This is a genomic window from Hirschia sp. (genome assembly GCF_058892565.1).
In genome coordinates, this window is sequence record NZ_JBZXVU010000017.1 from 82,957 (window position 1) to 101,670 (window position 18,714).

An 18,714-nucleotide genomic window follows, 5' to 3' on the forward strand; every position below is an offset into this window, starting at 1 on the left:
TTAAAAGCTTGGGAAAGAAAAAACCATGGCCCGCCAAAACGGTCATGCAGAATTGGCTCAACTTCACTTTCCACAATAGGCGGCAATTGATGCAAATCGCCTGATAATATCACGCGCACACCGCCAAAAGGCCGCTTATCATTGCGGTTTAGGCGCAACATATCCGACATGCATTGCAACATATCCGAACGCACCATTGAAATCTCATCCACGACGAGCGTTTCCATGGTTTTGACGAGGCGCTGATTACGCATTTTTTTCACGTCAGCCGCATCCAGCAAGCGGGGCGGGAATTTAAAAAATGAATGTATTGTCTGCCCACCCGCATTTACCGCCGCCAAACCAGTGGGTGCTAGCACAACGGATTTATCTCCCGTTGCTCGCAAAAGCCGCTTCAGCATGGTGGTTTTACCGGTGCCTGCGCGCCCCGTCAGGAAGAGATTGCGGTGTCCCGTCAATATCTCCTTGAGCAAAGGATCGTAAGTTGCCGACTCACCATCCTTGTTTGGGGTCACATAAATCACCAAGTGAAAGACTTCCTATGAGCAATTGAGCTGATACAATAATAAATGCTAGCGACGACAATCTCTGAAATTTCAGAACCGATTCGCCGCAAATCAGCTAGGTACAAAGCATGAATCTAACTTCAGAACAAATCCAACGTTATGCACGCCACATCATGCTGCGTGAAATTGGCGGTCCGGGCCAGCAAAAATTACTTAAATCAACAGTCGCGCTTGTCGGCGCTGGCGGTTTGGGCGGACCAGCAGCTTTGTATTTGGCAGCTGCGGGCGTTGGAAATATTAGATTGATAGATGATGATGAAGTGTCACTTTCCAATCTGCAAAGACAGATTTTGTTTTCAACCTCTGAAATTGGTGCCCCAAAGGTAAAAAGCGGCAAAGAAAGGCTTGCCGCACTCAACCCTGATTGCTCGATCACTGAAATTTCCAAACGCCTAAATGCCGATAACGCCGCCGAATGTATTGGTGATGCTGATTTTGTGCTGGATGGATCAGACAGTTTTCAGACGCGATTTGATGTGAACCAATTTTGTCATGACAATAACCGCACGCTTATTTCTGGCGCGGTTGGCCGCTGGGCGGGACAAGTCTCTGTTTATAAATCGGGCTTGACCAAAGCCAATGAGAAAAAAGACAAACTCCCCTGCTATCGCTGTCTGACACCTGAATTGCCCGAAACTGAAGTTAGCTGTGCAGAAATCGGCGTCATTGGTCCATTAACTGGCATTGTTGGCGCACGCATGGCAATGGAAACAGTTAAAGAAATTACCAAAGCAGGCCAATCCATGGCAGGACGTTTGTGGATTTATGATGCGCTATCTGGCGATGGTCGCACGATCAAATTACCCGTTGATCCCGCTTGTCCATGTTGTTCTTGAGAAATACAATGCACGCACGCTCTTGCCGGATATTCGACACTCTCCTACCTTCTATAATGTGGTCGCCAAATAAATTGCGAACACAAACGAACGCTGGGAGTTAATCAATATGGTGCGCTTCATCCTTGGGGTTGTCGTTTTTTTTACGTTGGTTTTCACAGCTGCGTGGTTTTCACTCACTCATCCTGATATGTCTTATGCGGAACTCGATGAAAAATACGCAGTCTCTGCATCAAAATTCATAACGTTAGAATCTGGCGCACGTGTCCATTATCTGGATTCTGGGCCCGCCCCCGAAAACACAACATCTCCTCCGCTCATTTTAATCCACGGTTACACAAGTAGCTCGTTTGAATGGAGCAATTGGATCAAATCTTTAAGAGGCAGATATCACATCATAGCGGTAGATTTACCCGCCCACGGTCTAACGGAAGCTTCGATGAATTATATTCGCGAAGAAGCCGGCATGGTAAATTTCGTCGATGAATTTACCCAATCCCTCAATTTATCTAGCTTTGTATTGGGTGGTTCTTCACTGGGCGGACGCATTAGTTGGGAATACAGTCTCATTCACCCTGAAAAAGTGGACTCTCTCATATTAATTGGCGCGGATGGCTGGGAAGTATCAGAAACAGCAACATCCTTTGATCCCATCATAAAAGATCTCAATTCCTACCCACTTCTGGCACCTGTATTGAGGTTTTTTGATATGAAAACCTTTATCACAGCGCGGGTCCAACAGAGTTTTCTAAACCCTGATGAAGCAAACCCTGAATTGATAGACAGATTTTCTGATTTCACATTCGCACCAAACCACAGAAAAGGTCTGGTTGAACTCGCCTTACAGAAACACACGCTTGATCCCCAAAGGGAAAACTCAATTCCTACCCTCATCTTGCAAGGGGAAAAAGATGCGATCGTGCCATTAAGTTACGCCACGAAATTTCATCAGCTCGCACCTAATTCAACGCTGCTGACCTATGAAATGGCGGGTCACAATCTACATATGGAAGCCCCAAGGCGGTCACTTGAGGATGTGCTAGAATTTCTAACGAATGAACAGCGTCCAAGACCGCGCAATTCCTATCAGGAATTGGAAACATCTTCTTATACGAGAGAGTCAGATACGGTTTTGCCAGTCTCCAAGAACTAAATGCTCGAAGACTTAGACGCCCCACTCGTTTGCGAGGCAGCCATTGCCGCGAAAAGAGAATTCTTCAATCACATTGCTGTCTTCAACAATGAATTGCGTGCTGCAAACTGATTTAAGAATATATCTGGGCACCCACACTTTACGCGCCTCAACAAAACGACGTGTTTGAGTTTTGCCATTATCTGTCTCAAACTTAGCAGACGTGCGATAATAACGGTGATCAAAATACCCACCACGTGGAAGATCCTTGGAAGCTTTATAGATCCAGATTTCACGACCATCTTCCAGCTTATTTACTGTAGACGGCTTACCCCACTCATTTAACAATTGTTGAGTTGACTGTCCTTGGTATTGAGTCAGCTGCTTACGATAACCCTCTGCTGTTTCACAGGCAGCTAGGCTCGTAATCGCTAAAAAGCTAAGACACATCAATTTGAGTTTCACAACAAAACTCCCCGCGCGGACACTACATTAAATCAAGTTAAGGTTTCCCATTATTGTCCTTAAAAAAAGTTAATGTCACGCGAAAAGTTACAAAAAGTTTATGAAAAAGCACATTTCAGTTATGCATTTCTAGATATCGGTATAATCAATCCTCAAAACTCCCGTCATTAGGGAGCTTTGGCTTGTATCGTCCGTCATGCAACAGGCTTATATCAATTCTGGTAAGACACGGTCTGGAACCATGTGTCCATCAAGAAAATTCTTAATATTGATGATGACTTTTTCACCCATTTCCGTGCGCGCCTCAACGGTAGCTGATCCCATATGCGGCAAGAGAATGACATTCTTCAATGCCAATAAGCGTGGATTTATTTCTGGTTCATTCTGGAAAACATCCAATCCCGCTCCAGCGATCTGCCCCGCTTCCAACGCACTTATCAGCGCATCCTCATCAATCACCTCTCCACGAGATGTATTGACGATGTAAGCATGAGGTTTAAGCAGCTTTAACCGGCGCTCATGCAACAAATGATATGTGGCCGGCGTTGCTGGACAATTGACAGAAATAATATCCATACGAGAGATCATCTGATCCAGACTTTCCCAATATGTCGTCGCAAATTGGGCTTCAATCGCAGGAGAAACACGATTACGATTGTGATAGTGCACTTCCAGCCCAAAAGCTCTGGCGCGACGCGCAACAGCCTGCCCTATACGCCCCATCCCAATAATACCGATACGCTTGCCGAAAATACGGTGACCCAACATATAAGTTGGTGACCAGCCTTTAAATTCACCCGCACGTAAAGCATCAACCCCTTGTACCATACGGCGCGGCAGAGCCAATATCAGCGCCATGGTCATATCAGCCGTATCTTCAGTCAGAACACCCGGCGTGTTGGTTACGATAATGCCTTTTTGAGCCGCTGCTTTAACATCAATATTATCAACACCCGCTCCAAATTGAGCGATCATCTTCAACTGACTGCCTGCATTGGCAATCAATTCTGCCGTAATATTGTCAGTGAGTGTGGAAACAAAAACATCAGCCCTCTCCAGTGCATCGGCCAAGCGATTTTCTGTGAAAGCTTCGTCATTTGTATTTAGTTCCACATCAAATAATTCGCTCATCCGCTGCTCGACTGGTTTAGGGAGCTTGCGAGATATGACGACTTTTACCGTGTCCCGTGGCATTCAGTGTCTCCAATATTATTTTCTTTTTTATGAGCACATAGCAAATCAGCACTAAAATTCCAAATTTTGAATTAAATGCATGGGTACAACAAATTTGGAAATTAAGGTTAAGACGTCATTCATCATGCGAGGACATTGTGACCCATCATTAAATGATGGTCATGATTATGTATTCGAGTCAAAACGCTCACTCTAAACGTCTCTTTGTAATTTTCTTCCTTTTGCTTTCTGCAATGGGTATGTCTGCTATGGTGCCGGCATTCGCTCAATCCGATTTCACAATCGAACCTGCGAGCCTGACACCTTATGTGAATCCCCAACAGGAAAGACGTATTTCCAAATTTTCCAGCATGCCAGTTCCGCGCTATGCCAGCCTCAAATATAATGAAGTCAATGGACGCTTAGGGCCGGGATTGGAATATCCGATAAAATGGCAATATCAGAGAAGCGGCCTACCTGTCTTAGTCGTCAAAGAATCTAAGAATTGGCGTAAAATTCGTGACCCACAAGGCGATGAAGTATGGGTGCACCAACGCATGTTAGGTGCACGTCGTACAGGCATTACCTCCACGAACGTTATCATGTATCAAAAACCGGACCTTGAAACGCTTCCCATAGCAGAAGTGGAAATGGGCGTTGTCGCCGATATTGCTGAATGTGAGGGTGATTGGTGCCGTGTTGATATTGATGGTAGAAATGGTTGGGCCTACAGAAATTCTATCTGGGGCGTTGACGATCTAGGTTAGTAGAAACCAATTTCATTCCCCTTATCAGCCCACACAGGGGTTTGCCCTTCTGAAACCTCGTGCTAACCCGTCTCCAAAATGTTTGTCGTTTTGATTTGCTAAACTGTATAGCACACCCCAATTCGGCCTTTGTGTTTTGGAGAAGGCGTTAAATGTCCAACCCTGCTGAATATCATGAAGCTCAAGCTTCATACTCATATGAAGACCTTATAAAATCTAGCGAAGGCACATTGTTTGGACCTGGTAATGCCCAGCTTCCGGCTCCACCTATGCTTATGCTAGATCGTATTTTAAACATCAGCCTTGAAGGCGGTGAATATGGTAAAGGTAAATTAGTCGCAGAACTCGATGTAAATCCTGAGCTATGGTTCTTTGCATGTCACTTCCCCGGCGATCCAGTTATGCCCGGTTGTCTTGGCCTAGATGCTATGTGGCAGCTTGTCGGATTTTGGCTTGGATGGTCTGGTTCCCCAGGAAAAGGTCGTGCTTTGGGTGTTGGTGATGTTAAATTCACTGGACAGGTGACAAATGACATCAAAAAAGTACGATATGAGATTAGCATCAAGCGTGCAATTCGCGGTCGTTTGGTTATGGGGATCGCTGATGGGCAAGTCTTTGCTGATGATCAGAAGATATATCAAGCTAAGGACCTAAAGGTAGGGCTATTTAAACCCGAAGCCTAAGCTCTATAGTTTCAATATGGCTGCGCCCCACAAGCGGCGCGCCCGAGTCAAAAAGGTAAGCGCACATGAGTGCAACTGGTCTTCGTCGCGTCGTTGTTACAGGAATGGGAATTGTTTCTTCTATTGGTGATAACATCAAAGAAGTCACCGAGAGTCTAAAAAACGGCAAGTCTGGAATTACGTTCAGCCAAGATTATGCAGATCGTGGTTTCCGGTGTCATCTTGTTGGAAAACCCAAGGCAATCCCTAAAGAACACATCGAAAAGCGCGCAATGCGTTTTATGGGCGATGGGTCTGGCTATTGCTATATGGCAATGGAACAAGCGCTTGAAGATTGCGGCCTTCCAGAGGAATTGGTCTCCAATCCCCGCACAGGCCTTATTGTTGGCACAGGCGGCCCTTCAACGCGCGCGATCGTAGAAGCAGCCGACATTGCACGCGAAAAAGGCATTAAACGCATCGGACCTTTTGCCGTCCCTAAAGCTATGTGTTCGACTGCATCTGCTGCGTTATCGACCATGTTTAAGATTTTGGGTGTAAACTACTCAATCTCTTCTGCTTGCACGACATCTCTTCACTGTATTGGTGCTGCTGCTGAGCAAATCCAATGGGGTAAGCAAGATATTATGTTTGCCGGCGGCGGCGACGAAGTCGAGTGGAGCTTCTCTGCCCTTTTCGATGCAATGGGTGCGATGTCTTCCAAATATAATGACACACCAACAAAAGCCTCTCGCGCATTTGATGAAAGTCGCGATGGTTTCGTCATTTCAGGTGGAGCCGGTATTCTTGTATTGGAAGAATACGAACACGCCAAAAAGCGCGGTGCCACTATTTATGGTGAAATCACAGGCTATGGCGCAACATCTGATGGCCATGACATGGTTGCCCCCTCTGGTGAAGGTGGTTTACGTGCCATGCAACAAGCGCTTGCCACAGTGAATGCGAAACCAGACTATCTAAACCCACACGCCACTGCGACACCAGTTGGTGACATGGTCGAGCTGGAAAGCGTTCGCAAATTATTTGGGAATAATGCAGAAGACCAACCCATGATATCCGGCACCAAGTCAATGACCGGACATGCAATGGGAGCAGCGGGGGTGAATGAGGCCATTTATTCTCTGATTATGATGAAAGAGAATTTCGTTGCACCTTCAATCAACATCGAAAATTTAGACCCTGCTGCCATTGGCATGAATATTATTCGGGAAGCGCGAGATGCTGCCCTTAAAATGGTAATGTCGAACTCATTTGGTTTTGGTGGAACAAATGGGTCTGTGATCTTCTCAAAGATCTAGAATTTCCTCATATATTTAAAAACGCAATAGCCCTTAATCCTATGGATTGAGGGCTTTCTTTTGGAAATTCACCAAACTGATTCAATTCTCCCCTTCCCAAACAGTTATTATGATCATATAAAGGTATCTTTATATGTGCAATTCAGTATAGGGATGTTGTCAGTGAAAAAGAATTACTACTTTACGAGTGAAAGTGTGTCCGAGGGACATCCTGACAAAGTATCCGATAGAATATCAGATTCTATCGTTGATCTATTCCTTTCGCGCGACCCAGAAGCGCGTGTGGCTTGTGAAACACTAACGACAACCAACCTGATCGTGCTTGCCGGTGAGATGCGTATTGCAGATGACCTCATGCCATCTATGGAAGAGATCGAAACAACAGCGCGCGAAGCTGTGCGTGACATTGGATATCACCAAAAAGGCTTCCACTGGAAAACAGCTGAATTGATCAACCGACTACATGGTCAATCAACTGATATCGCCATGGGCGTTGATGAAGGTACAGGTGATTTTAAAGAAGAAGGTGCTGGCGACCAAGGTATTATGTTTGGTTATGCAACAAACGAAACACCTGAATTAATGCCTGCCCCAATCATTTATTCCCACCAAATTTTGAAAAAAATGGCAGAGCTTCGCAAATCTGGATCTCAACCAGAATTTGAACCAGACGCAAAATCACAAGTTAGCCTTCGCTATGAAGATGGACGTCCTGTTGGTGTCTCTTCTGTGGTTGTATCCACACAACACAAATTCGGTTTCACACCATCCGATATTCGTGAAATGGTACGCCCTGTTGTTCAAAGTGTTTTGCCTGAGGGTTGGTTTCCACCTGAAGAAGAATTCTATGTAAACCCAACGGGTAACTTTGTTATCGGTGGTCCAGATGGTGATGCAGGTCTAACAGGCCGTAAAATCATCGTTGATACTTATGGTGGAGCTGCACCTCACGGTGGTGGTGCTTTCTCCGGTAAAGACCCAACAAAAGTTGACCGTTCAGCTGCTTATGCAAGCCGCTACTTGGCTAAAAACATTGTTGCGGCTGGCCTAGCTGACCGCTGTACAATTCAACTTTCTTACGCGATTGGTGTTGCTAAACCACTTTCCATCTTCATCAACACTGATGGCACAGCCAAAATTGATGAAGCGGTAATTGAAGCTGCAATTCCAAAACTTATGGACCTGTCTCCACGCGGCATTCGTACACATCTTGGCCTAAACAAGCCAATCTATGCACGAACAGCTGCCTACGGACATTTCGGCCGCGACCCAGAAGCTGATGGTGGTTTCTCATGGGAAAAGACAGACCTAGTCGACTCTCTTAAAAGTCTGGCATAGAACGCTCTTCTAATTTTACTGGAAGACGGATAAAAAATAGCTCATGACGACGCCCGAAGATGAAAAGAAAAGCAATGGATCAGAATTTGGTCCATTGCGTACTTTCGGTAGAACGGGCGGACGTCCTTTATCGACACGTCAACAAAAATTGATGGATGAGCTACTTCCTAAACTCTCGGTCAATATAAATGATCATATTGCCAGTTTTGATCCAAACGAATTGTTTGAAGGAAAACCCAAAGAAATCTGGTTTGAAATTGGATTTGGCGGTGCCGAACATCTAATTGGGCAGGCGCAAAACAATCCCGATATCGGATTTATTGGCTGCGAACCTTTTCTAGAAGGTGTCGCCAAAGCTGTGACACTCATTTGGGAAAATGAGATTCCAAATATTCGGCTTCATGCCTATGATGCGCGCGATATTCTAAATGGTCTGGCAGATCAAAGCCTCGATCGCGTTTTTATCATGTTTCCCGACCCATGGCATAAAACAAAACACCATAAGCGCCGCCTCATCCAACCCGAATTTTTGGAAACTTTATCTCGCGTTTTAAAGCCCGGCGGCAAAGTAAGATTTGCAACAGATTGGGCAAATTATGCAGATTGGGCTTTGGAACGTTTTGAACAATCACCACATTTTGAATGGACAGCAACCAAGGCTGACGATTGGCGCATCCCCCCTGCTGACCACGTCACGACACGTTATCAAACCAAAGGTCTAGGAGATTGCAAACCCGTCTTTTTGGACTTTGCAAAAATCTAACCAGCCTTTTGGCTTTGCTGACCCATTTTCTTGAGTAATTCTTCTTTTCTGCGCTCTTCCGTTTTAGGAGGCGTAGCTGCAGGAGCTGTGCGGCGGTCTGGCCCAAAATAATCACCGACACGCACAAATTGGCGCTGTGTTTCACTCATACGCTCTATGGTTTTCCACAAACGCGCACGTGAGAAAGGTAGACACAAAATGCCATCATAACCCGAACGAACAATCATATTGATCAATTGCGCAGAGCTACTTCCTGTTACAAAAAACACCTGAGCAAACGGATCCCGCACTTTTTCTTCATTGCGAAGGGCAGAAATAATCTTTCTAGGATCAACACGGCTACTACCATTGACGAGTATCGTACCCATGCTGTGAACAGCAGATTGCTCCATCATTTCATCAGGGCTTGTTGCGCTAACAATATTGCGAACGCCATATGGTTTAAGCATGTCACGCTGCATGCGAACCAATTCAATGTTTTCGCTATATATCAATAATTGCTGATTTTTAGGGTCCCTTTTAGGGGCTTCAAATTTCTCAATCATAAAAAACCTACATTATTGTATATGCTTGTATCGAGAATGAACTATCCCTAATTTTGATTAACATAAGGTGTGTATTTGTTTACCAAATTCCTGTAACTACAAAATAAGGCCACTTATATTGAAATTACACTTCGAATTTTACTCGAAAACTCATGATTACTTGAAATATATTCCATATATCAACACCAGTTGGCCCAATTGCGTATACGGTGTCGAGGAAAATGGCGGCATGAAATATTCAATAAATTGTTTGTCATGACAGTTTAAATCCATCACTCGACATTCTTTAAAACATGGCGTATAGGGTATGCAAAGCTGAAATTAAACAGCGGCGGCCCTGGTAACTAGGCCGCCGCTTTTCGTTCCAGAACCCTGTTATTACCATCTAAACGGACTTAAATTGCGCGCATTATCTGAAATAGAAAAACGTATTCTCGATATTATCGAACCTGAAGCGACAAGCATCGGTTTGGAAATCGTACGTGTACGCATGATGGGTGCCAATACGCCCATTCTTCAGATCATGGCTGAAAAGCCCGATGGTACAATGGATGTCGAAGATTGTGCCAAACTTTCTCGCGCTATTGGTCCCGTACTTGACGTGGAAGACCCTATTCATTCAGAATACAATTTAGAAGTTTCTTCTCCTGGGATTGATCGCCCTTTGACAAGAGAAGGTGACTTTGCAAATTGGAAAACATACGAAGTTCGTATTGAATTAGGTATCCCTATTGACGGTCGCCGTCGCTTCCACGGCACGATCACTGATGAAGTGAATGGCATTGTTTCCTTGGACCTTAAAGATGGTTCAAAAGCTGAAATTTCTATCGTCGATATGGTGAAAGCCTCCTTGGTGATGAATGATCGCCTGATTGAAGAAGCCCAATCTCGCGGACAAGCACCCGAACTGGATGAAGACCAATTCGACGAATTTGAAGACGAAATAGACGACAACAATAATGCGAACCCCGACAATAATGTCGACGACGCGGCACAAAGAGAGGATGACTGATGAGCACCATCGGCGTTTCAGCAAACAAGCTGGAAATCCTAGCAATCGCAAACATATTGGCAGCTGAAAAGCAAATCGACAAAATGATCGTGCTGGAAGCAATGGCCGAGGCTATTCAAAAAGCAGCCCGTTCGCGTTACGGCCAAGAGCACGATATTCACGTTCACATCGACCCAAAATCGGGCGAGACGACGATAACACGTGTGCAAACTGTTGTTGAAGAAGTTGAGGACCCTGCTCACCATTTGTCTTTGGAAGAAGCCAGAGAAATTGACCCAAATGCTGAAATCGGCACAGAGTTCAAAGAAATTCTTCCGCCTTTCGAATTTGGTCGTGTGGCTGCTCAAACAGCAAAACAGGTTATCACTGGTAAGGTTAGAGACGCTGAACGTGATCGCCAATACGAAGAATTCAAAGACAAAGAAGGTCAGATCATCAATGGTATTGTAAAACGTGTTGAGCACGGCAATATCATAGTCGACCTTGGTCGCGGGGAAGGTATTATCCGCCGCAATGATGGTCTTCCACGTGAAAACCTCAATCCGGGTGATCGTGTTCGCGCCATTCTTTATAAAGTTTCCCGTGAGCCTAAAGGTCCACAGCTTTTCCTTTCTCGTGCACACCCAACCTTCATGGTTGCCCTCTTCTCACAAGAAGTGCCTGAAGTTTATGAAGGCGTTATCGAGATTAAAGCATGTTCGCGTGACCCAGGATCTCGTGCAAAAATCGGTGTGTTGTCACATGATGCATCTGTTGATCCAGTTGGTGCTTGTGTGGGTATGCGCGGTGCGCGTGTTCAAGCTGTTGTGTCAGAACTTCAAGGCGAAAAAATCGACATTATCCCTTGGTCAGAAGATGAAGCCACATTCATTGTGAACGCGCTTCAGCCTGCTGAGGTCTCTAAAGTTGTTGTTGATGAAGACGAAGAACGTGTTGAAGTGGTGGTCGAAGAAAGCCAATTCCCACTTGCAATTGGTCGTCGCGGTCAAAACGTAAGACTAGCATCACAACTCACAGGCTGGCAGATTGACCTAACAACTGAGGCTCAAGATTCTGAACGCCGTCAGAAAGAATTCCAAGAACGCTCTGGACTCTTTATGCGCGCGCTTGATGCTGATGAAATGCTGGCGCAATTGCTGGCTTCTGAAGGTTTTGAAAACATTGAAGAGATCGCTTATGTCGATCTTGAAGACTTCGCATCTATTGATGGCTTTGATGAAGCCGTTGCTTCTGAGCTTCAAACACGTGCACGCGAATATCTTGAACTTCTTGCCGCAGCGATGGACAAGAAGCGCAAAGATCTTGGCGTCACAGATGAAGTTGCCTTTATGGACGGTGTAACACCTGTCATGGCAGTTCGCTTTGGTGATGATGGTATAAAGACAATTGATGATCTAGCTGGCCTCGTACCTGACGATCTTATCGGTTGGAAAGAACCAGATGCAAAAGGCAAATCACGCTGGCAACCCGGCCTATTGGCCAAAGGGGAAATGACACGCGATGCTGCTGAATTATTCATTCTACGTGCGCGTGTTCTAGCTGGCTGGGTAGAAGCTGAAGTTCTAGAAGCCGAATTAGAAAAACGCGCAGCTGAATTAGAAGCTGCCGAAGCCGAGTTCGAAGGTGAACTTGGAAACCTAGAAGCAGCGGAAGCTGCATTCGTTGACCTGGAGGGCACATCTGATGACTCAGAACCTGCCCCGGAAACAGACGAATGATGTAGATCCAGACGGGAAGTCTGGCGCAGACATTGAGATAGAAACAGACACTGGTCCACCAAAGAGAAAAAGCGGTGGACCAAGTGATCCTATGCGCCGTTGTATTGCAACGGCGACAAACCAACCACAATCTGCTATGATCAGATTTGTGGTGTCTCCTGATGGCATGGTCATACCCGATGTCGCCGCCACCCTTCCGGGACGCGGCGCATGGGTAACTGCGACATCAGAAGCATTAGACTTGGCTATTTCCAAGAAAGCCTTTTCTAGAGCCTTTAAAAAATCTGTTCAGACAGATGCAACATTGACACAACAGACACACCAATTGTTGTTTCGACGCTGTCTTGATCTTTTGGGGTTCGCAAAACGGGCTGGAGACCTTATCTTAGGGTTTGATCAAGTCAGAGAAGAAATTCGCATGGACGAACCTTCTTGCTTGATTGAAGCGCTAGATGGCGCTAGCGATGGGCGCAAGAAGATTTTGTCTCTTGCCAAAGCCATTTTCGGCGATGACGAGCCTTCAGAGCAACCGATTATTGTCGGATGTTTCACTTCTGAAGAATTGGGCATGGCCTTAGGGCGTGAGCGTGTGATACATGCTATCGTCAAAGAGGGTCGATCCGCCCGTAATTGGATCATTGAGGTAGAGCGATTGGGCGGTTTTCGTCCATTGCGTCCGTCAGACTGGATGTCTTTGGCGGTTTAATTGATTTTTAGGTCGTCTCGATAATCGAACCGGCCACAACATGAAGAATTTGCATGAGCGACACTAAAGACGCGCAGAACAATAACAACTCCAATGCTAACGGCACACCAGCCGGTCGCAAACCCCTATCTGTGTCTGGCGGCGCAGGCGGCGGGACTGTGAAGCAAAGCTTTTCTCACGGACGGTCAAAACAAGTCGTTGTTGAGACTAAAAAGAAAAAGCGTGTAGTTGTACCCAATAAAAACGGTCGGCCTGGCGGGCAACCCAATGCCAAAGGCGGAAAGCCGATGTCAGCTGCTGCAGCCGCAGCCCGCAAACTCGGTCTTTCCGAAGAGGAGTTGCGTGCACGTCAAGTGGCTCTGGCACACAGAAAAGCTGCCGAAGAAAAGCGCAAAGCTGAACGCGAGCTATTGGAAAATGCTCAACGTCAACGCGTTGAGAAAGCCAAATCCCTTGAAGCCGAAGCACAAGAGCGCGTCGACGCAGATGTGCGCCGCAAGGCTGAAGAAGAAGAGCGCAAGCAAGCTGAAATTGATGCTAAGAAAGCAGCAGCTGAAGCAAGCAAGCAAGCCGCCGAAGAGAAAAAAGCGGCTGCCGAAGAAGAATCCATGGCAAAGCGTACAGCTGCGCCTAACCCAAAACGTGAAAAACGTATCACAAAACCGGACAAACCAAGTTCAAAACCGGTTGAGATACAAGCTGAAGGTCCACCACCTGATCCAGATGCACTTTCTGAACTTGGCGGACGTATCAAAAAGGCCCGTCCAGTTGGTGAAGAACCTGCTGAAAATCGCGGTAATAAACCTGCTCCATCACGTCGTTCACAACCAAAACGCCGTCAAGGTAAGCTAACCATAACAGCGGCACTTGGTGCCGATGAAGATCGTCAACGTTCACTTGCTTCATACAATCGTGCGAAGCAAAAAGAACGCGAACGCCGCTTGAAAATGGGCAAACAAGAGGCTGAAAAACAGTCTCGTGAAGTTGTCGTACCTGAAACAATCACGGTTCAAGAACTTGCTAACCGTATGAAAGAACGCGTCGCCGACGTTGTGAAATTCATGATGCAGCAAGGCGAAATGATCCGCGGGATAGACACGCTTGATGTTGATACAGCCGAGCTTATCGTCGAAGAATTTGGACACACAATCAAACGTGTATCTGAAGCTGATGTTGAGATCGGACTAGACGGCCCAACAGATGATGATGGCGACCTAAAAGACCGTCCACCCGTTGTAACAATCATGGGTCACGTCGACCATGGTAAAACCTCCCTCCTCGATGCTCTTCGTCAAACAGACGTTGTTGGCGGCGAAGCGGGTGGAATTACCCAACACATTGGTGCTTATCAGGTTAAATTGAAATCTGGTGACAAGATCACATTCCTTGACACACCTGGTCACGCGGCATTCTCTGCGATGCGTGCCCGTGGTGCCAATGTCACCGATATTGTGATTGTAGTAGTGGCTGTTGATGATGGGGTCATGCCTCAAACTATCGAAGCGATTAAACACGCTAAAGCGGCTGACGCGCCGATCATTATTGCAGTGAACAAATGTGATAAAGTCGACGCGGATCCAACAAAAGTTCTGACCGAACTTCTTCAACACGACATTCAAGTTGAAGCCATGGGCGGTGATGTTCAGGCAATCAACGTGTCTGCACTCAAGAAAACAGGTTTGGATGAGCTTACTGAAGCGATCTCTATGCAGGCTGAACTGCTTGAGTTGAAAGCCAACCCAGACCGTGAAGCCGATGGTATCGTGATTGAATCCAAACTGGATAAAGGTCGTGGTCCTGTTGCAACTGTTATTGTGCAACGTGGTACATTGAAACGCGGAGACATTCTGGTCGCTGGCGGTCAATGGGGTAAAGTTCGCGCACTCGTCAACGAACGCGGTCAACAAATGAAAGAAGCTGGCCCGACAGTTCCTGCCGAAGTGTTAGGTCTTGATGGTGCCCCTTCTCCTGGAGACCCATTCGTTGTGGTCGACAATGAAGCCCGTGCGCGTGAAATTACTGAATATCGCCAACGCATGCTGAAAGACAAAGCAGCTTCTGCTCCGGGTGCACGTGCATCACTTGAGCACATGCTTGCCCGCCTAAAAGATGGTGTAACAACAGAACAAGCTAAAGAAGCTCAGTTGGTTGTTAAAGGTGATGTTCAAGGTTCTATCGAAGCGATTACGCATTCCCTAGACACGCTTTCAACGGATGAAGTGAAAGCACGCGTCGTTTATGGTGCTGTGGGTGGTATCTCTGAAAGTGATATTCTACTTGCAAAAGCATCCGAAGCGCCAATCATTGCCTTTAATGTGCGTGCGAATAAGCAAGCGCTTGCATTGGCAGAAAAAGAAGGCGTTGAAATTCGCTATTACTCAGTGATCTATCAATTGCTGGATGATGTGAAAGCGACACTTTCCGGTATGTTGGCTCCAGAGCGCCGCGAAACATTCATCGGTTACGCAAAAGTGCTTCAAGTCTTCAACATTTCCAAACTTGGAAAAGTGGCTGGGTGTCTCATCACTGAAGGTGTTGTGAAACGCGGTTGTGGTGTTCGTTTGCTACGTGATGACATTGTTATCCACGATGGCGAACTTTCAACATTGAAACGCTTCAAAGACGAAGTCTCAGAAGTCCAATCCGGTATGGAATGTGGTATGGGCTTTGTTGGGTATCAAGATCTGAAACCAGACGATGTTATCGAATGTTTCGAAGTTGAAATGATCGAGCGTTCACTCGACTAGCCATCGAATTTTTATAGATTTAGGGCCGTAATTCATATGAGTTGCGGCCCTTTTTATTTGTACACACATCAATCGCCACGCTTCCACAGGAATATTTTCTACCTCCCAAACGAAATGTTTAAGTAATCAGCCTAGTTTGTTTACAACACATCGTAATACTGAGAGAAACATATGCCTGAAACAGAGGTCCCGCTTCGCCCCGATCACTCCACGGGTATTGAACTTTCCTATCGGGACCATATTTCCGCCTCGGGATATATTTCGCCTCAACAATTGAAAAAATTCATCAAAACAAGACGTTCCAATGGGTTGGGGCCAACAACTATTTATTATGCTGGCGTTGCTGCTCCGGTTATTTCTGCATCTACATTGAATTTGTTCGAAACGTTTTTCTCACAGTATAATATATCTGATTACACCGTCATGATGCTTTCCATGTTTTTCTCTGCAAGTGCGGGATTGTCATGGTTTTTGATTTTTAACAGGCTCGCAGAGCGTCAGAAATCAGCTAGAGATAATGAAATAACGCAAGCTCAGAGCTTTAAAATAGATGCTTCCGGCATCCTGCTTAACCGAAAAAATATTGAATCAAAGATAGAATGGCCGGCCATAGTGGACATTCGGACCACAAAGCACTACATCGCTTTCATTGTAGAAGGCGCAAATGATTTCTTTATACCTGTTGATTGGTTCAACGACCGTGATCAGATGAAAGAAGCCACAAATAAAATAGCTGCGCTAAGGCCGCCTCCTTTCAACACTTAATGCCGACCAAATTGTTGGAAAGGTATACCTCGCCAATCTGCAAACAATGCAAATTGTGCTATATCGTCCGACTGAAGAATTCATAGAAAGGTCCTAAAATGCCAAAAAGTAGATTTTCATCCGCCAAAGGACCCTCTCAACGCCAGCTTCGCGCTGGAGAGCTTGTACGCCACGCTCTTGTCGATATTTTGCTCAGAGAACAATTCAACGATCCAGCCCTCGCCGATGTTTCAATCACAGTGTCTGAAGTGCGCATGTCACCAGATCTTCAGCATGCGACCTGTTATGTTGCCCCATTAGGTGGTGATGAATCTGCACAAGAAAGTATCGTACACGGACTAAATCGTGCTAAGGGTTTCTTGAGAGGTCGACTCGGAAGGGAGATCGACATGAGATATACGCCTCAATTGCGCTTTTTGTCTGATGATTCCTATGCGGAAGCCGGCAAAATTGGCGACTTGCTGGCTTCACCTGAGGTCGCGCGTGATCTCATAGAAAAAGACGATGATGAATCAGAAAACAATATGTAGCGCCCTTTTCGTAATTCTTTTAGCCACATTAACTGCGTGTGCGACTGCCCCTGTCAGTGAGAATATTCTCGTTTCCATGCAGGCATCGAATTAGAAACCGGTATTTTATCCTAGATGATCTAAATGCATTGACCCTTGGTCCATGTATGCTAGCCAGCGCGCATAGCAATTGCACATCTGCTTTATACAACCAGATTTAACGAACACCCCCCATTCATGACGTCCAAGCCGTTAGAATGGCTTTGGAGACTCATATGGGACGTAAACGCAAAAAAGGTTTACCCGTTCACGGTTGGCTTATTCTTGATAAACCCGAAGAATTGGGGTCAACGCAGGCTGTCGGCAAAACGCGTTGGCTTTTAAACGCACAAAAGGCAGGCCATGGCGGCACGCTAGACCCGCTCGCCTCAGGTATTCTTCCAATTGCTTTTGGTGAAGCCACCAAGACAGTGCCTTATGTGATGGAAGCCATAAAAGATTATCGCTTCACCATACGCTTTGGCACATCCACGACGACACAAGACCGTGAAGGCGATGTGTATGCATCATCTGATGTGCGCCCTAGCCCGCAACAAATCGCAGACGTACTTGAAACCTTTATTGGTGAGATTGATCAGGTTCCACCCAAATTCTCGGCAATAAAAGTCAATGGCGAACGCGCCTATGATTTGGCGCGTGATGGTGAAGACGTTGAATTAGAAGCACGAAAAGTGCACCTCTATGCCGCTAAATTAGAAAATTGCCCCTCACCAGACCTTGCCGTTATTTCAGTTACAAGCGGGAAAGGCTTCTATATTCGCTCTTTAGCACGCGATATCTGTGCCGCTTTGGGAACAGAAGGCCATGTTGCAGCCCTTAGACGCACTAGAGTCGGAAGTTTTTTCGAAGAATCATCAATAACACTAGAAAAGTTCGCCGAAATCGGCGATAGAGATGCACTTGAGGCTCAATTAGTCCCGATTGAGACCGCGCTGGACGACATCCCGGCGCTGGCCATCAATGGGGAAGACGCTTCAAAGCTTAGGCAAGGTCGCGAAATCGTCCTTTTGCCACACTTGGTTGAAGCTTTCAAAGAAAAGCGTCGCCCTCGTATAGTCAACGGGGAAGACGCCTCTCGGATCGCTTTAGCAAAAGAAGGTGAAAAGGCAGTCGCTCTTGGCGAAGTTCGTGCGGGTCGGTTTGTGCCGGTTCGTGTATTTAACTTTAATATGGAGTAACACGATGTCGATTACTGTTGAGCGTAAAGCTGAGCTAATCAAAAAGTTCGCCACTAAAGAAGGCGACACAGGTTCACCAGAAGTACAAGTTGCGATCCTTACAGACCGCATCACAACTCTGACTGAGCACTTCAAAGAGCACAAAAAAGACAACCACTCTCGTCGCGGACTCCTGAAAATGGTGTCTCAGCGTCGTAAGTTGCTAGACTATGTTAAGTCTAAAGACGTGAACCGTTATAAGGTTCTCATTGAAGAATTGGGTATTCGCCGCTAGGGCGTGCCCATTCATCCGCCGGTCCTCGGGACCGGCGGTTTTCGTATGTAGGAAAGAAAAAAATATATGTTCGACATTCAAAAAGTTACTATCGATTGGGCAGGCCGCCCTTTGACACTGGAAACAGGTCGCATTGCCCGTCAAGCCGATGGTGCTGTTCTTGCCACTTATGGTGAGAC

20 protein-coding genes are annotated in these 18,714 nt (G+C 46.1%); 16 read left to right on the forward strand and 4 right to left on the reverse strand.

Annotated elements, in window-relative coordinates; genetic code table 11:
• On the reverse strand, positions 1-527 hold a 527-nt coding region (locus tag AC5EF3_RS07215), incomplete at its 3' end, for an AAA family ATPase (protein ID WP_493547547.1).
• A gap of 107 nt (positions 528-634) precedes the next feature.
• On the opposite strand from AC5EF3_RS07215, the gene AC5EF3_RS07220 reads away from it, so the two are divergent.
• Positions 635-1,402, forward strand: a complete 768-nt coding sequence (locus AC5EF3_RS07220) for a HesA/MoeB/ThiF family protein (RefSeq protein WP_493547548.1) — start codon at positions 635-637, stop codon at positions 1,400-1,402.
• Positions 1,403-1,511: 109 nt separating this feature from the next.
• Positions 1,512-2,555, forward strand: a complete 1,044-nt coding sequence (locus AC5EF3_RS07225; protein ID WP_015828869.1) for an alpha/beta fold hydrolase — start codon at positions 1,512-1,514, stop codon at positions 2,553-2,555.
• Positions 2,556-2,567: 12 nt separating this feature from the next.
• Here AC5EF3_RS07225 and AC5EF3_RS07230 read toward each other — a convergent pair whose 3' ends face one another.
• Positions 2,568-2,999, reverse strand: a complete 432-nt coding sequence (locus tag AC5EF3_RS07230; RefSeq protein ID WP_015828870.1) for a hypothetical protein — start codon at positions 2,997-2,999, stop codon at positions 2,568-2,570.
• Positions 3,000-3,206: 207 nt separating this feature from the next.
• Positions 3,207-4,193: a 2-hydroxyacid dehydrogenase gene (locus AC5EF3_RS07235; RefSeq protein ID WP_015828871.1), complete on the reverse strand. Its 987-nt coding sequence runs from the start codon at positions 4,191-4,193 to the stop codon at positions 3,207-3,209.
• 167 nt (positions 4,194-4,360) lie between these two features.
• On the opposite strand from AC5EF3_RS07235, the gene AC5EF3_RS07240 reads away from it, so the two are divergent.
• The 5 genes from AC5EF3_RS07240 (at position 4,361) to trmB (ending at position 9,021) form a co-directional block, all read left to right on the forward strand.
• On the forward strand, positions 4,361-4,939 hold the full coding sequence (locus tag AC5EF3_RS07240; RefSeq protein ID WP_233356704.1) for an SH3 domain-containing protein: 579 nt from the start codon (positions 4,361-4,363) through the stop codon (positions 4,937-4,939).
• 152 nt (positions 4,940-5,091) lie between these two features.
• A complete protein-coding gene (gene fabA, locus AC5EF3_RS07245; RefSeq protein WP_015828873.1) occupies positions 5,092-5,622 on the forward strand; it encodes a bifunctional 3-hydroxydecanoyl-ACP dehydratase/trans-2-decenoyl-ACP isomerase in 531 nt (176 codons plus the stop codon).
• A gap of 65 nt (positions 5,623-5,687) precedes the next feature.
• Entirely contained in the window at positions 5,688-6,920 is a 1,233-nt protein-coding gene (gene fabB, locus AC5EF3_RS07250; RefSeq protein ID WP_015828874.1) for a beta-ketoacyl-ACP synthase I, read from the forward strand.
• 153 nt (positions 6,921-7,073) lie between these two features.
• Positions 7,074-8,258, forward strand: a complete 1,185-nt coding sequence (metK, locus tag AC5EF3_RS07255) for a methionine adenosyltransferase (RefSeq protein WP_041301705.1) — start codon at positions 7,074-7,076, stop codon at positions 8,256-8,258.
• A 43-nt stretch (positions 8,259-8,301) separates the two neighbouring features.
• The gene (trmB, locus tag AC5EF3_RS07260; RefSeq protein WP_015828876.1) at positions 8,302-9,021 is read left to right on the forward strand and encodes a tRNA (guanosine(46)-N7)-methyltransferase TrmB; all 720 of its coding nucleotides are present in this window, start codon (positions 8,302-8,304) and stop codon (positions 9,019-9,021) included.
• Here the strand turns inward: trmB and AC5EF3_RS07265 are convergent.
• Positions 9,018-9,566, reverse strand: coding sequence for a response regulator (locus tag AC5EF3_RS07265; protein ID WP_015828877.1), 549 nt, complete (start codon positions 9,564-9,566; stop codon positions 9,018-9,020). The two genes, trmB and AC5EF3_RS07265, sit on opposite strands and share 4 nt — an antisense overlap.
• Positions 9,567-9,966: 400 nt before the next feature.
• Here AC5EF3_RS07265 and rimP point away from each other — a divergent pair, with 400 nt between their 5' ends.
• The 9 genes from rimP to AC5EF3_RS07310 form a co-directional block, all read left to right on the forward strand.
• Positions 9,967-10,578, forward strand: a complete 612-nt coding sequence (gene rimP / locus AC5EF3_RS07270) for a ribosome maturation factor RimP (RefSeq protein ID WP_493547549.1) — start codon at positions 9,967-9,969, stop codon at positions 10,576-10,578.
• Positions 10,578-12,296, forward strand: coding sequence for a transcription termination factor NusA (gene nusA / locus AC5EF3_RS07275; RefSeq protein ID WP_015828879.1), 1,719 nt, complete (start codon positions 10,578-10,580; stop codon positions 12,294-12,296). The genes rimP and nusA overlap by 1 nt, the downstream gene beginning before the upstream one ends.
• The gene (locus AC5EF3_RS07280; protein WP_493547550.1) at positions 12,262-13,002 is read left to right on the forward strand and encodes an RNA-binding protein; all 741 of its coding nucleotides are present in this window, start codon (positions 12,262-12,264) and stop codon (positions 13,000-13,002) included. The genes nusA and AC5EF3_RS07280 overlap by 35 nt, the downstream gene beginning before the upstream one ends.
• A 53-nt stretch (positions 13,003-13,055) precedes the next feature.
• Entirely contained in the window at positions 13,056-15,749 is a 2,694-nt protein-coding gene (infB, locus tag AC5EF3_RS07285; protein WP_015828881.1) for a translation initiation factor IF-2, read from the forward strand.
• A 171-nt stretch (positions 15,750-15,920) separates the two neighbouring features.
• Entirely contained in the window at positions 15,921-16,514 is a 594-nt protein-coding gene (locus AC5EF3_RS07290) for a YcxB family protein (RefSeq protein WP_493547551.1), read from the forward strand.
• A gap of 98 nt (positions 16,515-16,612) precedes the next feature.
• Entirely contained in the window at positions 16,613-17,044 is a 432-nt protein-coding gene (rbfA, locus tag AC5EF3_RS07295) for a 30S ribosome-binding factor RbfA (RefSeq protein ID WP_493547552.1), read from the forward strand.
• A 254-nt stretch (positions 17,045-17,298) separates the two neighbouring features.
• Entirely contained in the window at positions 17,299-18,261 is a 963-nt protein-coding gene (truB, locus tag AC5EF3_RS07300) for a tRNA pseudouridine(55) synthase TruB (protein WP_493547553.1), read from the forward strand.
• A gap of 4 nt (positions 18,262-18,265) precedes the next feature.
• Entirely contained in the window at positions 18,266-18,535 is a 270-nt protein-coding gene (gene rpsO, locus AC5EF3_RS07305; RefSeq protein ID WP_015828885.1) for a 30S ribosomal protein S15, read from the forward strand.
• A 66-nt stretch (positions 18,536-18,601) separates the two neighbouring features.
• A partial coding sequence (locus tag AC5EF3_RS07310; protein ID WP_493547579.1) for a hypothetical protein occupies positions 18,602-18,714 on the forward strand: 113 nt, incomplete at its 3' end.

What these genes read in the sequence shown, in the direction of transcription:
- AC5EF3_RS07220 (WP_493547548.1), top strand. Translation starts at nt 635, where the DNA reads ATGAATCTAACTTCAGAACAAATCCAACGTTATGCACGCCACATCATG.
- AC5EF3_RS07225 (WP_015828869.1), top strand. Translation starts at nt 1,512, where the DNA reads ATGGTGCGCTTCATCCTTGGGGTTGTCGTTTTTTTTACGTTGGTTTTC.
- AC5EF3_RS07235 (WP_015828871.1), bottom strand. Translation starts at nt 4,193, where the DNA reads ATGCCACGGGACACGGTAAAAGTCGTCATATCTCGCAAGCTCCCTAAA.
- AC5EF3_RS07240 (WP_233356704.1), top strand. Translation starts at nt 4,361, where the DNA reads ATGTATTCGAGTCAAAACGCTCACTCTAAACGTCTCTTTGTAATTTTC.
- fabA (WP_015828873.1), top strand. Translation starts at nt 5,092, where the DNA reads ATGTCCAACCCTGCTGAATATCATGAAGCTCAAGCTTCATACTCATAT.
- fabB (WP_015828874.1), top strand. Translation starts at nt 5,688, where the DNA reads ATGAGTGCAACTGGTCTTCGTCGCGTCGTTGTTACAGGAATGGGAATT.
- metK (WP_041301705.1), top strand. Translation starts at nt 7,074, where the DNA reads ATGTTGTCAGTGAAAAAGAATTACTACTTTACGAGTGAAAGTGTGTCC.
- trmB (WP_015828876.1), top strand. Translation starts at nt 8,302, where the DNA reads ATGACGACGCCCGAAGATGAAAAGAAAAGCAATGGATCAGAATTTGGT.
- AC5EF3_RS07265 (WP_015828877.1), bottom strand. Translation starts at nt 9,566, where the DNA reads ATGATTGAGAAATTTGAAGCCCCTAAAAGGGACCCTAAAAATCAGCAA.
- nusA (WP_015828879.1), top strand. Translation starts at nt 10,578, where the DNA reads ATGAGCACCATCGGCGTTTCAGCAAACAAGCTGGAAATCCTAGCAATC.
- AC5EF3_RS07280 (WP_493547550.1), top strand. Translation starts at nt 12,262, where the DNA reads ATGACTCAGAACCTGCCCCGGAAACAGACGAATGATGTAGATCCAGAC.
- infB (WP_015828881.1), top strand. Translation starts at nt 13,056, where the DNA reads ATGAGCGACACTAAAGACGCGCAGAACAATAACAACTCCAATGCTAAC.
- AC5EF3_RS07290 (WP_493547551.1), top strand. Translation starts at nt 15,921, where the DNA reads ATGCCTGAAACAGAGGTCCCGCTTCGCCCCGATCACTCCACGGGTATT.
- rbfA (WP_493547552.1), top strand. Translation starts at nt 16,613, where the DNA reads ATGCCAAAAAGTAGATTTTCATCCGCCAAAGGACCCTCTCAACGCCAG.
- truB (WP_493547553.1), top strand. Translation starts at nt 17,299, where the DNA reads ATGGGACGTAAACGCAAAAAAGGTTTACCCGTTCACGGTTGGCTTATT.
- rpsO (WP_015828885.1), top strand. Translation starts at nt 18,266, where the DNA reads ATGTCGATTACTGTTGAGCGTAAAGCTGAGCTAATCAAAAAGTTCGCC.